Here is a 14,687-nt window from a genome sequence, read left to right as displayed (position 1 = left end):
AATACAGCCTTTGAAGAAAGGATAAAATACACAGTATGTTAAAAGGAAAGACAGTAGTTCTCGGAGTCACAGGAAGCATTGCGGCATATAAGATAGCCAATCTGGCAAGTATGCTGGTGAAAAAGCATGCGGATGTGCATGTCATCATGACGGAGAACGCAACAAACTTTATCAATCCGATCACATTTGAGACGCTCACAGGCAACAAATGCCTGGTCGATACATTTGACAGGAATTTCCAGTTCAACGTGGAGCACGTAGCACTGGCAAAGAGGGCGGATGTGTTCATGGTGGCACCTGCGTCGGCCAATATAATCGGCAAGATAGCGGGGGGAATAGCAGACGATATGCTCAGCACAACGATCATGCCGGCAAAATGTCCTAAGATCATAGCACCGGCCATGAATACCGGAATGATAGAGAATCCTATAGTACAGGACAATATAAAGAAGCTTGAGTCATATGGATATAAGATAGTGGAATCCGCAACTGGATACCTTGCATGTGGAGACACAGGCAAGGGCAAGCTCCCTGATGCGGAGGTTCTTCAGGATTATATCCTTAAGGCCATAGCGAAAGAAAAGGATATGGCCGGGGTGAGACTTCTGGTTACGGCAGGCCCTACCCGTGAGGCCATAGACCCGGTCAGATATATAACGAATCACTCCACAGGCAAGATGGGATATGCCATTGCCAGACAGGCCATGCTCAGAGGGGCGGACGTCACCCTGGTCACAGGCAAGGTGGAGATAGAACCGCCGAGATTTGTCAATGTGGTTGACATAACATCGGCTCAGGATATGTACGAGGCTGTCATGGACAGAAGTACAGAGCAGGACGTGATCATCAAGGCTGCTGCGGTGGCTGATTACAGGCCTGCAGAGGTGGCAGAACACAAGATCAAGAAGGCTGACGGAGACATGAGCATCAAGCTTTCGAGAACGAAGGATATTCTGCTTGCACTTGGAAATCAGAGAATTGAAAAGGGGATACAGGATCAGATCATCTGCGGATTCTCCATGGAGACGAGGGATCTCATAGAGAATTCAAGGAAGAAGATAGATTCAAAGCATATAGATCTTATTGCGGCAAATAATTTAAAGGTCGCAGGGGCGGGATTTGGTGTTGACACCAATGTTCTCACTCTCATTACAAGGGACAGTATCAGTGAACTTCCGATGATGTCAAAGGAAGAGTGTGCAGACATGCTTCTTGACAGAATAATGGAGATGCGTAAAGCTGCAGACCTGTCCTGACAGGAGTAATATTTTGAAGCAGATAGATAGAAAAAAACTCAGGGCTGTGTGCTCTGCGTTGTTTGTGCTTTATATAATCTGTATCGTTTACTTTCTTATTTTCAGCGATATGTTTGGCAGAGGGGGATATGATGAACGCAGATACAATCTTCACCCTCTGCAGGAAATACAGCGATTTATCACATACGGTGATCAGATGTCGCCAATGAGTGTATTTCTGAATCTCTATGGCAATATAATCGCATTTATACCGTTTGGTATGCTGCTCAGATGGGCGAGAAATAAGAACACGACATTTGTACAGGCTCTGCTGTACTCTCTGGGATTTACACTTGCCATAGAGACGGTGCAGTACATAACCAAACTGGGTGTGTTCGACATCGATGACATCATCATGAATACGCTTGGTGGAGTCATAGGATATTGTATATATTACGTTACAGCAAAACTTATCAGGAGATATCATGCAAAGAAGTAAGGAATTCAAAGTTTCGACACCGGGTCTGCCGACGGACACCATAATTGGATACTTTCTGGGCGGATTTGGCGGAGTGTTTGTGGTCATATCCATCATAAAATCCATACTCACCCAGGGAAAGGTACAGAGGGTGTACGGAGTCCTCATGGTCAGCGCGATGCTGATGGCATTTACAGGCCTGGTATTCTCGGCCATAGGCTACAGGGCGGACAACGGAGGTATAACAAACAAGAAGATGGCGATCATACTTAATGTTATAGTTCTTGGAGCGTCTGTTATATTTTTATTGATGGGATTATAGAAAGGGCATGCGATGAATTATTATAAGAATCTTACAGAAGAATATGATGATATAGAAGAGCGCTATGAGCTTATCATGGAACGTGTGAGACAGATAATCCATGAATCACTGGTAAAGGAGCCGTACAGAGATTATTTCAGTCATGTTGCCGGATTTATAGCTAGAATAGGAGATGTTCTGGAACTGGTAAAAAATGATGCACTGCCAGACAGGAGCCTTGATCAGCTTCAGGCGATGAACCATGGGCTGTACAATGACATACTGGGAGACAACTACAATAGAAGCTATGCAAATTACAGATATATCATGGGTGAGTTTTCAAAGGATTACACCCGTGACAAAGAGGAGATAAAGCGCATCGCCCAGCTTCTGGGATTTGTGTACAACGAGATAAGAGGAATGACAGTGTACGCATTTGAGGGCAGAGTGGTTGACATAACTTTGTTTGCGGAGCTGTTTGTCCAGATATATTTCATGTTTCAGGATGATTTTTCCGTGAAGGATCTGGAATCCGCTGTGTATTATTTTGAGAACGATTATGCCGAGTTTTGGATCACGTACAGGATAAGAGAGCAGCTTGACCCTGATCTCACATTTGCGACGGATATCATTATGAACAGCGATTTGGGCGATGTCACGTATCTGTACAGATATGGAGAGTATGTTGGAAAAAATGAGATCGACACGGCGATTTTCATGAGTACCCTGCCGGATTCAGAGATAGAGGCCATGGCAAGAACATTCACCGAGGGCTACAGACTGGGATTCGAGGCTGCCGGAATAGATCTCTCGAAGAAGAAAACTGTAAATATCCGATATTTCCTTGGACAGGAGAGGATGATAAGAGGCGCGATACTGCAGTTTGAGCAGATGGGTCTGAGGCCGATATGCTACCGATATGCGGCAAACAGGATCAACAGGAGACTTATACACAGGATAGGTTATTCGTCAAGCGTTCCTAACAGACAGCTCGAGTACGATCACAGGATGGATGAGGCACTCTTCATGGACAAGAAGCTCATGGAGAGAAAGCTGGAGGTGCTCAGACAGGCATACAAGAATATGGCCTATGAGGCTTCAGTATATGCGGGCCCTGCGGTGGTCGAGGTGTTCGGCGAGAACCCGTTTGAGCCGGAGAACAGTGAACTGAATCCTGTGCTCGACAAGAAACAGCAGGAGGCTGTGATCTCATACCGCACAATGAGTTCACAGATCGTAAATGAATATATAGCCCAGGATCAGTGCAGCTTCACTATAATAGCATACCCTGTGCCGGAGATCGGAGATAGATACAGAGATATATTCAGGGATACTGTCAGGATCAACACACTGGATAATGATCTGTTCAGGGCGATCCATCAGAGTATGATAGATGAGCTTGATAAGGCTGAACACGTGAGGGTTGTCGGTCAGGGAGCAAATGTGACTGATATGACCGTTATGATGCACGAGATGACAGATCCATCGAAGGAGACCAACTTTGAGAACTGCGTAGCCGATGTGAATATACCTGTTGGAGAGGTGTTCACTTCACCGAAGCTCACCGGAACCCACGGAATATTAAACGTAAGTGAAGTATTCCTGGACGGCCTGAAATATGTGAATCTCAAGCTTATATTTGAGGATGGAAAAATAGCGGACTATACATGTGACAACTATCCGGATACGGAGAAGAACAAGGCGTATATAAAGGAGAATCTTCTGGGCGGAAGGGATACACTTCCTATAGGAGAGTTTGCAATAGGAACAAATACGACAGCATACGTCATGGCAAACAAATATGACATAGTGTATAAACTGCCTATCCTCATAGTTGAGAAGATGGGGCCGCATTTTGCTGTGGGAGATACATGCTATAGCTGGAGTGAGGAAAATGTGCTCCACAATCCTGATGGCAAGGAGATCGTGGCAAAGGACAATGAGTGTTCTATTCTGAGAAAAACAGATGTGTCAAAGGCGTATTTCAACTGCCATACAGACATAACAATACCTTACGATGAGATAGGAGGAATATATTCCGTTCATCCGGATGGAACTGAAGTTCCGATCATCGAGAAGGGCAGATTTGTCCTGCCGGGAACAGAGAAGCTCAATGAAGCGCTGGATCATGCAAAGTAGACCTATAGGACAAAAAGAGACAGATATCTATTTCAGTCGAAATAAATATCTGTCTCTCTTTATGTATATATCTCTGTTCTGGTACTGAAGATTACTTCAGTATGGACATTCTCTTGTATCTCTTGTTTGAGTAAAGTGCCGTGTCTGCCTGTGAGAGTAGATCCTCGATGGTCTGTTCTCCATCACAGACAAATTCAGTAACACCAACGCTCATCTCTATGAAGTATGGCTTGCCACAGGTTGCGTTCAGCTCGGCTGAGAAATCCTTGATCTTGCGCTGCACTTCGGTGACGTAATCGGAGTCGTCTATAAATGCAAAGCATACGAACTCATCGCCGCCTATTCTACCGATGACATCATGTGGACCAAAGCTCTGGGACAGGATGTTCGCGATGTTCTTGAGGGCGAAGTCACCGTCCTTGTGTCCAAATTTGTCATTTACAACTTTCAGTGAATCCATATCAGCGAAGAGAAGTATGGCCTTCATTCCACAGTTTGACGGAATGTTGATATAGTATTCAACCCGCTCCATAAATCCACGTCTGTTATATATACCCGTCAGCTCATCTGATGTCGACAGGTGGTTCAGAAGCTCGTTCTTCTCGTGAATCTCGTTCAGAGACATCCTGAGCTGTTCCTGCGTGATGTTCTGCTCACGGAGCAGCGACATATATTTCAGTGCTGCACCAAGCTGTAGGCTGGTGGAATATATGGAACTGAAGTGAGCCACATCTGTGTTGCATATGAACACTCCGTGGTGATCCTCGTTTGTAAATATAGGAACTATGACGGATGTAAAACGCTTGTCATAGTATGTATATTCGTTGTCAAAAATCTCTACAGAAGGAACCCTTCTGGACTCTCCGAAAAGCACCTGACAATTGTTCGGGTTGAAGAAAGCCTGAAGGAAGACTGACTTTGGAACAATCCAGCTTCCCGTGTCTGTGATGCGCACAGGATCGTCGTAGGTGTAGATGTAAGCTCCTTCGTAATTCAGCCCCTGAAGCTTGTGGAGGATGGATGTGTATGTCTTGCCAAGATCCTCGCCGTATGTCAGGGTGTCACGGGTTATGTATATTGATGACCAGCCCATCATCTTGTTCTCGTATATCGTGTTGTAAAGCTGATTCGAGATGAAGAGTGATATGGTGTTGGTTATGGTCGTGTTAAGTCTGTTGAACTGGAGACTCTTGGCTGCAGACAATTTACAGCTTGAGAAGATGGAAGCCAGTTCACGGAACATGTATGCTGTTTTCTGGACAGAATAAAAATCGGTCAGGTCAGATTCAAGAATACATTTGAGTTCGTCGATGATCTTGTTCTGTGGATACTCCGTATCAATGTCGCTCTTGATCACGGATACTATATCAATGAGTATCCTGTTGTATGCGGACATGACCTTGGAGGCAAAGAAAGAATCTGCGATCTCTCCGAAGAGTCGTCCGTCGAGAATATCGATGATGTCCGGTATGTCAAGATCCAGTAAATGTCTGCCGGCATCTATCAGGTCACTCTCTGTGCACAGGTGACAGCAACAGGACAGTCTGTTTATAAGTCTGGAATCCAGAGTCTCGGATTTCATGTTGCCGGTCTGGGCAAGTCTCACCGCCGCATACACTGCACGGAAACCGAGTTCACAGGAATTGATATTGACTGTGGTGAGGGGGGGATCCATGTTGACGGAAGATGGTGAATCGTCAAAACCGATGACCGACATGGTTTCTCCTATGCGTATTCCTCTGGACTTGAGTTCTGCATAACCGCCTATTGCCATGCGATCATTTGCAAATACGATGGCATCGGCATCCGGGTTGACATCCAGAAGCTGTGCAGTCTCCTCCTGACAGTATTCTGCGAAGTCGCCGTGTATTATCATGCGGTCCTCAACGCTGAGTCCGTTCTCAGAGAGAACCTCTCTGTATATCTTGAGCCTGAGATTGCTGTCGGTGTTGTCATCCTTGCCGGCAACAAAGCATATATGCTTTCTCTTGTGTTCTTTTATGAGATGTTCTATGGCATCCCTCATTCCTCTTGAATTGTCTGTTCTGATGCATGGATATCCCGGAAGCTTCTCCTCCAGTGTGAGGATAGGTATTCCATCAAAATGGGAAAGGAAAGAATTCATGTCCTTCTCCGATAACAGAGATGATATAGCTCCGACGGAGATGATAAGTGCGTCCAGACACTCAGGATGTGCATAGTAGAAAATCGAATTATACTGGTAATCATACAGTTGATTGGCAGGATCATAAAAGGAGGCATTCAGAAACATGCCCGGAAATACGATGAGATTGCAGTCAAGTTCCTTTGCTGCGTATTCAGCTCCTTTGCAAACCTCTGTTGCGTAATCGTTATCAATATGACACGTAAAAATACCGATGTTCAATCTGTTGTTGGTCATGCGGGTGCTCCTTTAGTAACTGCTTTTGCTGTAGTATAATCGACTGTTATATATTGCGGATAGCTATAATCACAATATATTGTGATTATACCACACGTTCACCACATTATCAATTTGTAATCATCTCAATCTTTACAAAGTATTCGATATAATCTATAATTTATTGGAATATTTGAAAAGGTGCCGGTGCGCCTTGTACAAAACAGATAACAGGAGGATAAGAAATTGGATTACAAGAATGCCGGAGTAGATATTGAAGCTGGATACAAGTCTGTGGAGCTTATGAAGAAGCATATCAAGACAACCATGAGACCCGAGGTACTTGGCGGAATTGGTGGATTCGCAGGAGCTTTCAGTCTCGCTAAGATCAAGAATATGGAAGAGCCTATACTTCTGTCAGGAACAGATGGATGTGGAACAAAGGTTCAGCTCGCTTATATTATGGATAAGCATGACACCATCGGAATCGACGCAGTGGCAATGTGTGTGAATGATATCGCATGCTCTGGTGGAGAGCCACTTTTCTTCCTTGACTATATAGCATGTGGCAAGAACTATCCTGAGAAGATTGCAACTATAGTAAGCGGCGTTGCAGAGGGATGCAACCAGTCAGGAGCTGCCCTCGTAGGTGGTGAGACAGCAGAACATCCGGGACTTATGCCTGAGGATGAGTACGACCTTGCAGGATTTGCAGTAGGTGTTGTTGAGAAGAAGGATCTTATTACAGGAGAGAGCATTAAGCCTGGAGATACACTTATAGGTATCGCTTCAAGTGGAGTGCACAGCAACGGTTTCTCACTTGTAAGAAAGGTTTTCGAGATGACAAAGGAATCTCTTGATACATATTACGACGAGCTTGGCAAGACACTCGGTGAGGCACTTATTGAGCCTACAAGAATCTATGTAAAGGCTCTCAAGTCAGTGAAGGATGCAGGCATTACGATCAAGGGATGTAGTCACATCACAGGTGGTGGATTCTATGAGAATATCCCAAGAATGCTTCCAGACGGAGTTCGTGCTCAGGTTAAGAAGGATTCATATGAGGTACCGGCTATATTCAAGCTTCTCGCAAAGAAAGGCGATATAGATGAGCATATGATGTACAACACATACAACATGGGAGTTGGTATGTGTCTTGCTATAGACCCTGCAGACGCAGATAAGACTATTGCAGCTATAGAAGCTGCCGGCGACAAGGCATTTGTTCTCGGTACAGTTGTAGCTGGTGAAAAGGGAGTAGACTTATGCTAAAGGTTGCAGTTCTGGTATCAGGCGGCGGAACCAATCTTCAGGCCATCATAGATGCCATAGATAATAAAGTCATAACAGATACGGAGATAGTTGCGGTCATAAGCAACAATAAGAATGCATTTGCTCTTGAGAGGGCGAAGAAGGTGGGAATAGCAGCGGAGGTCGTAAGCCCTAAGGATTACGCGGACAGAGCTCGATTCAACGAGGCACTCCTCGCAAAGCTTCAGGAGACCGGAGCGGATCTTATAGTTCTCGCAGGATATCTTGTGGTCATACCTGAGATAGTGATAGATGCATATCCGAATAAGATAGTCAACATACACCCATCACTCATACCGGCATTCTGCGGAACAGGCTACTATGGACTTAAAGTCCATGAGGCAGCCCTTGCAAGAGGTGTCAAGGTAGTGGGAGCTACGGTCCATTTTGTAGATAAAGGCACTGACACAGGTCCGATCATCATGCAGAAGGCAGTTGCAGTACAGAATGGTGATACACCGAAAGCTCTGCAGCAGCGTGTGATGGAACAGGCTGAGTGGAAGCTTCTGCCTGCGGTTATAGACAAGATCGCCCATGGCAAAGTACATGTTGAAGATGGAATTGCAGTTGTAGAAGATTAGGAGGAATATCCATGAAAGTATTGGTAGTAGGAAGCGGCGGAAGAGAGCATGCTATAGTTACAAGTATTTCAAAGAGTGATAAAGTATCCAAGATATATTGTGCACCTGGCAACGCAGGTATCGCAGCACTTGCAGAGTGCGTTGATATAGGTGTGATGGATTTTGACAAGCTGGTTGCATTTGCAAAGGATAAGGCAGTCGATCTGGTTGTTGTTGCGCCGGATGATCCGCTTGTTGCAGGTGCGGTCGATGCATTTGAGACAGCCGGTATCAGAGCATTCGGACCTCGTGCAAATGCAGCAATCATAGAGGGCTCAAAGGCGTTCTCCAAGGATCTCATGAAGAAGTATGGCATACCTACAGCGGCTTATGAGAACTTTACAGATGCCGATTCAGCGCTCAAGTACCTTGAGACAGCCACATTCCCTATAGTTTTAAAGGCTGACGGACTTGCACTCGGTAAGGGTGTTCTCATATGTAATGACCTTGAGGAGGCAAAGGCAGGCGTCAAGGAGATCATGCTTGACAAGCACTTTGGTTCAGCCGGAAATACCATGGTAATAGAGGAGTTCATGACAGGACGTGAGGTATCAGTCCTTTGCTTCTGTGATGGAACAACGATCAAGCCTATGACTTCAGCACAGGATCACAAGAGAGCAAAGGATGGAGATCAGGGACTCAACACAGGCGGAATGGGAACATTCTCCCCAAGTCCTTTCTATACAAAAGAGATAGACGAGTATTGCATGGAGAACATCTACAAGCCAACCATGGCTGCCATGAAGGCAGAGGGCAGAGAGTTCAAGGGAGTTCTGTTCTGCGGACTCATGATGACACCAAATGGTGTTAAGGTTCTCGAGTACAATGCAAGATTTGGCGATCCTGAGGCTCAGGTAGTTCTTCCTCGTATGAAGAATGATATTATCGATGTCATGGAGGCATGTATCGACGGAACACTTGATAAAGTTGATCTTCAGTTTGAGGACAATGCGGCAGTGTGCGTAGTTCTTGCATCAGACGGATACCCTGTATCATATGAGAAGGGCTATCCTATACATGGACTTGAGAAGTTTGACGGCAAGGATGACTACTTTGTATTCCATGCCGGCACAAAGTTTGACGGTGATCAGATCGTGACAAATGGCGGCCGTGTACTCGGTGTTACAGCAAAGGGCAAGGATCTTTTCGAGGCTCGTGCGAATGCATATGCTGCGACAGAGTGGATCACATTTGACAACAAGTACATGAGACATGATATAGGTAAGGCTATAGACGAGCAGTAATCTATAGATATATATTTACGGAAGAGGTTTTGAGAGAATTTGTCTCAAAACCTCTTTTGTATTCCTGTAATATATATGCTATAATGAAGCACGCTGATGCGTGCGTAGGTCATCGCGCTTACGCACGACGACATATGCTATAATGAAGCGCATAAAATCCTAGATTATTTAGATTTGAGGTGGACTGAATGAAATTACCGTACAGCAAAGAATCTGACATAGTTATAAAAGAGGCAAACAGGGTGGCGAGGAAGCTTGGACAGAATTTTGTCGGAAGCGAGCATTTTATCGTTGCACTGGCATCTGTAGCAGATACAACAGCGTACAGTATTCTGAACGAGAATGGTCTGGATATAGTTAAGATCATAGATGCGTTGAAGTATACATTGGAACCCGGTGGAGTAGTCACAGGGGAGAGAGACAAATATACGATGAGCGCAAGAAGGATTCTCGATGACTCACAGTATGAGGCGAGAAGACTCAATTCCCAGGAGGTGGGAACAGAGCATATCCTTCTGGCACTTATAAAGGAGACAGACTGTGTAGCTGTAAAGCTTATGGCATCAGAGAATGTAAATATCCAAAAGGTGTACACAGACATACTTCTGGCCTGTGGAAGCGATGCGAATACGGCAAAGAGAGAATATGCAGCACTGAAAAAGTCGAGAAATAAGAGCAAGACATCCACACCTACACTGGATCAGTATTCCAGAGATCTGACACAGGAAGCACGGATGGGCAATATGGATCCGGTCATCGGACGTACAAAAGAGATAGAGAGAGTCATGCAGATACTCAGCAGACGAATGAAGAACAATCCATGTATGGTCGGAGAGCCGGGTGTTGGAAAGACTGCTGTTGTGGAGGGCATAGCATATCTCATAGCCCACGATGAAGTGCCGGATACTGTAAAGGGTAAAAGGCTCCTTTCACTTGACCTTTCAAGCATGGTTGCCGGTTCCAAGTACAGAGGAGAGTTTGAGGACAGGATAAAGAAGGTTATCGGAGAGGTCATATCGGATGGCAATATCATATTGTTTGTGGATGAGCTTCACACACTCATAGGGGCAGGCGGTGCCGAGGGTGCAATAGATGCGTCCAATATACTGAAGCCGTCCCTGTCACGCGGGGAGATCCAGATGATAGGTGCTACGACTCTGAACGAATATCGGAAGTATATAGAGAAGGATGCGGCCCTTGAGAGAAGATTCCAGCCGGTGTACGTGGATGAGCCTACAAGGGATGAGGCAGTGGAGATACTCAAGGGACTCAGACCATGCTATGAGCAGCATCACAATGTCGATATAAGCGATGATGCGGTTGAAGCTGCGGTGGATCTGTCCATCAGATATATAACAGACAGATTCCTGCCGGACAAAGCCATAGATCTTATGGATGAGGCATGCTCCAGAAAGAGGCTCGGATTCTCATCGGACAGACATAATTATGAGAAGAAAAAGGCTGTGGAGGCTGAGCTTACAACGCTCAACGACGATCTGGAGAAGGCACTCATGGCTGGCAATATAGAGGCGGCGGCAGAGGTGAGCGCGAGACAGAAGGAGATTGCAAAGAAGAATGCAAGAAAGCAGTCTTCCAGCCGGAGAAATATCACAGTTCAGGAGAACGATATTGCGGATGTTGTGTCCGTGTGGACCAAGATCCCTGTGAGCAAGCTCACGGAGAAGGAGTCAAAGAAGCTTGAACGCCTTGAGAGTGAACTTCACAAGAGGGTAGTTGGCCAGGAGGAGGCTGTTACAGCCGTATCACGTGCTATCAAGAGAAGCAGAGTCGGACTTAAGGATCCGAAGAGACCGATGGGATCATTTCTGTTCCTCGGACCTACAGGTGTCGGTAAGACAGAGCTTTCCAAGGCTCTTGCAGATATAGTATTTGGAAGTGAGGATGCCCTGATAAGAGTTGACATGTCGGAGTACATGGAGAAGCACAGCGTGTCCAAGATGATAGGTTCACCTCCGGGTTATGTAGGCTTTGAGGAGGGCGGACAGCTCAGCGAGAAGGTCAGGACCAATCCGTATTCTGTTGTGCTGTTTGACGAGATAGAGAAGGCTCACAGCGATGTGTTCAACATTCTCCTTCAGGTACTTGATGACGGACATATAACGGATTCCCAGGGAAGAAAGGTGGATTTCAAGAACACCATCATAATCATGACCTCCAATACAGGGGCACAGGGTATAGTTGACCCTAAGCAGCTTGGATTTGTCACGGTAAGCGATGAGACAAAGGAACATGAGAAGATGAAGAGCAATGTAATGGATGAGCTCAAGAGAACCTTCAAGCCGGAGTTTTTGAACAGAATAGACGACATAATCGTGTTCCATGCCCTGAGCGAGGCAAATGTAAAGGATATAACCGGACTTATGTTAAAGGAACTTAAGAACCGTGTCCAGACACAGATGGATATTGAGCTTAAGTTCACCGACCATGCAAAGAAATATATCTTTGGAAAAGGCTATGACAAGAAGTATGGAGCAAGACCACTCAAAAGGGCTATTCAGACATATGTGGAGGATGTGCTTGCGGAGGCGATGCTTAGAGGTGATGTCAAAAAAGGTGATACAGTCACAGTGTCAACGAAGAAAAAGAAGGAAGCCGACGGAAAAACCACTGAGAAAATATCACTTACAGCGAAACAAAAGACAGAGGAATGATGTCGGATTAGATATTTGTGATGTGAGCATGATATACAGTAGTGCCAAGTGCGGAAAAATAGCAGTAGAAATTAATATGAAATATTGGTGAAAATGCATAATTTTGTAGAAAAAAAGGATGCATTACTGTATAATGAAAATCACTAACGGATAGTATACAGAGATTATTGATATATATCAGGATATTATTGCGATAGAGTTCAGATCATACAAAAACAACAGGAGGATAAGATCAATGTCAGTAGTAAATGAATTGATAAATGCACAGGGGGAGTCATTGGAATTCGGTAATTATGAGCTTGGAGCAAAGACCAAGAAGGACGGTTTTGAGTTCCAGGGAGATATCTACAAGATAAAGACTTTCAACGAGATCACAAAGCTTGAGAAGAACGGAATGTTCGTATATGAGTCAGTACCGGGAACAGCAGTACATGGTTTCAAGGCTGATGAGAACGATGTTACATTTGTAGTTGAGGGACCAGAGAATGCGTCCATCACACTTGAGCTTGAGCCTGAGACAGAGTACAAGGTTCACGTAGACGATGTATATGTCGGCAAGAACAAGACCAACCTCGGTGGCAAGATGAGCATAAGCGTAGATCTTGAAGAGGGCAGACCAGTCAAGGTTGATGTTAAGAGAGCATTTGACTAATATAGCATACACAGGAGATATTTATGGCAAAAGGAAAACAGGTGTTTTTTTGCCAGGAATGTGGATTCGAATCGACAAAATGGATGGGGCAGTGCCCCGGCTGTAAAGCGTGGAATTCATTTTGCGAGGAGAAAGTGACAGTAGGCGCCAAGAGCCAGTCCGGTAGAAGGGCTGTCGTGGCGCCTACAAGCATTTTGGAGGTGGAGACCACCGACGAGACGCGTTTTACCACAGGAATAGGCGAATTAAACAGAGTATTAGGCGGCGGGATAGTGAGCGGATCCCTTGTGCTGGTGGGAGGAGATCCGGGTATAGGTAAATCCACCATATTGCTGCAGATGTGCAGGAATATGTCAGAGATGGGACAGAAGATACTTTATGTGTCAGGTGAGGAGTCCCTTTCACAGATAAAGATGAGGGCAGAGCGTATCGGAAATTTTACAAAGGATATGCTGCTTCTCTGTGTCAACAATCTCGAGGATGTGGAGGAGTATGTCAAGAAGGACACTCCAAAGGTCATTGTTATAGATTCCATACAGACCATAGTTACGGATGACGTGGAGTCTGCACCGGGAAGTGTATCCCAGGTAAAGGAAGTTACAGCCAGACTCATGAGGATGGCGAAGCAGACAGGGATCGCCATATTCATAGTAGGACATGTTACCAAAGAGGGAACCGTGGCAGGCCCAAGAACCCTTGAACATATGGTAGATACAGTTCTCTATTTCGAGGGCGAGCGTAATGCCGGGTTTAGAGTCCTTCGTGCAGTAAAGAACAGATTTGGCTCGACAAATGAGATCGGTGTATTTGAGATGAAGGGAACCGGACTTGCAGAGGTGAAGAATCCGTCACAGCTTATGCTGGATGGAAGACCTGATGACACATCCGGGTCTGTAGTAGTATGTACAATGGAAGGAACAAGACCGATATTGCTTGAGATCCAGGCTCTGGTGTGCCAGTCAAGCTTCAATTTGCCAAGAAGAACAAGTGTGGGACTCGACTACAACAGGGTAAATCTCTTGCTTGCTGTCCTTGAGAAGAGAGGCGGCATAGTTATGGCGGGCTGTGATGCATATGTGAATATAGCCGGAGGTATGCGCCTTGATGATCCGTCGGCAGATCTGGGAATAGTATTTGCTCTTGTATCAAGCTTCAAGAACCGTGCCATACCTTCTGATATGGTCATGTTCGGAGAGATGGGACTTTCAGGCGAAGTGCGTGGAGTGTCAGGTGCTGAGCAGAGAGTACGCGAGGCCGCAAAGATGGGATTTAAGACCTGTATCATACCGAGATCCAATCTGGACAATGTGAAGAAGATGAAAGACCTTGGAGACATGAAGGTGGTAGGTGTCGCAAATATACAGCAGGCACTGGAGTATATATAGAAGAAAATATTCAATCATATAAAGCACGATAATAGCGGTGAGCATGGCCACAGTATCATTTGGTATTGTGGCCAAAATTATTTCGTGTAAAATTCAATAAAAGTGCTTGACTTTGCCAAATGATGGTGGTATCTTATAAAAGCTGTCGCGTGAGACGGTGTCAGAAACATCTATAAAGCATCAGATTTTGACATTTATTCGTTATATAATCACCCGGTTATGATACGAAATCAGTTCATAAGAGCTGACGAAATGACTTGAAAAAAGATG

The 14,687-nt window shown here is 45.2% G+C and carries 11 protein-coding genes; 10 read left to right on the top strand and 1 reads right to left on the bottom strand.

Going from position 1 to position 14,687, the window contains the following annotated elements:
• Positions 1 to 35 precede the first annotated feature (35 nt).
• From coaBC to DW025_RS11120, 4 genes are read left to right on the top strand one after another with little or no spacing between them, the layout of a single operon-like run.
• Complete coding sequence (gene coaBC, locus DW025_RS11135; RefSeq protein WP_119999948.1) at positions 36 to 1,256, top strand: bifunctional phosphopantothenoylcysteine decarboxylase/phosphopantothenate--cysteine ligase CoaBC; 1,221 nt, start codon at positions 36 to 38, stop codon at positions 1,254 to 1,256.
• A 13-nt stretch (positions 1,257 to 1,269) separates the two neighbouring features.
• A complete protein-coding gene (locus tag DW025_RS11130) occupies positions 1,270 to 1,734 on the top strand; it encodes a VanZ family protein (protein WP_119999946.1) in 465 nt (154 codons plus the stop codon).
• Entirely contained in the window at positions 1,721 to 2,035 is a 315-nt protein-coding gene (locus tag DW025_RS11125) for a hypothetical protein (RefSeq protein WP_015535076.1), read from the top strand. The genes DW025_RS11130 and DW025_RS11125 overlap by 14 nt, the downstream gene beginning before the upstream one ends.
• A 12-nt stretch (positions 2,036 to 2,047) precedes the next feature.
• Entirely contained in the window at positions 2,048 to 4,153 is a 2,106-nt protein-coding gene (locus DW025_RS11120) for an aminopeptidase (RefSeq protein ID WP_119999944.1), read from the top strand.
• Between the two features lie 91 nt (positions 4,154 to 4,244).
• Here the strand turns inward: DW025_RS11120 and DW025_RS11115 are convergent, their stop codons facing one another.
• On the bottom strand, positions 4,245 to 6,554 hold the full coding sequence (locus DW025_RS11115) for a diguanylate cyclase (RefSeq protein WP_118018433.1): 2,310 nt from the start codon (positions 6,552 to 6,554) through the stop codon (positions 4,245 to 4,247).
• A gap of 225 nt (positions 6,555 to 6,779) precedes the next feature.
• Between DW025_RS11115 and purM the strand changes: the two genes are divergently transcribed.
• From purM to radA, 6 genes are all read left to right on the top strand, one after another.
• Positions 6,780 to 7,805: a phosphoribosylformylglycinamidine cyclo-ligase gene (gene purM, locus DW025_RS11110; protein WP_119999942.1), complete on the top strand. Its 1,026-nt coding sequence runs from the start codon at positions 6,780 to 6,782 to the stop codon at positions 7,803 to 7,805.
• On the top strand, positions 7,799 to 8,425 hold the full coding sequence (gene purN / locus DW025_RS11105; RefSeq protein ID WP_022216883.1) for a phosphoribosylglycinamide formyltransferase: 627 nt from the start codon (positions 7,799 to 7,801) through the stop codon (positions 8,423 to 8,425). Before purM ends, purN begins: the two co-directional genes overlap by 7 nt.
• Positions 8,426 to 8,436: 11 nt before the next feature.
• A complete protein-coding gene (gene purD, locus DW025_RS11100) occupies positions 8,437 to 9,708 on the top strand; it encodes a phosphoribosylamine--glycine ligase (protein WP_119999940.1) in 1,272 nt (423 codons plus the stop codon).
• Positions 9,709 to 9,896: 188 nt separating this feature from the next.
• Positions 9,897 to 12,380 carry an ATP-dependent Clp protease ATP-binding subunit gene (locus DW025_RS11095; protein ID WP_118758335.1) on the top strand — a complete coding sequence of 828 codons (2,484 nt, stop codon included), beginning with the start codon at positions 9,897 to 9,899 and terminating at the stop codon, positions 12,378 to 12,380.
• 235 nt (positions 12,381 to 12,615) lie between these two features.
• Positions 12,616 to 13,032, top strand: coding sequence for a hypothetical protein (locus DW025_RS11090; RefSeq protein WP_022216880.1), 417 nt, complete (start codon positions 12,616 to 12,618; stop codon positions 13,030 to 13,032).
• A 23-nt stretch (positions 13,033 to 13,055) separates the two neighbouring features.
• Positions 13,056 to 14,417, top strand: coding sequence for a DNA repair protein RadA (radA, locus tag DW025_RS11085; RefSeq protein WP_022216879.1), 1,362 nt, complete (start codon positions 13,056 to 13,058; stop codon positions 14,415 to 14,417).
• Positions 14,418 to 14,687: the final 270 nt, after the last annotated feature.

The organism is Coprococcus sp. AF38-1 (assembly GCF_003603945.1).
GTDB classification, from domain to species: Bacteria; Bacillota; Clostridia; order Lachnospirales; family Lachnospiraceae; genus Coprococcus; species Coprococcus aceti.
This window is presented reverse-complemented; position numbering and strand designations above follow the sequence as displayed.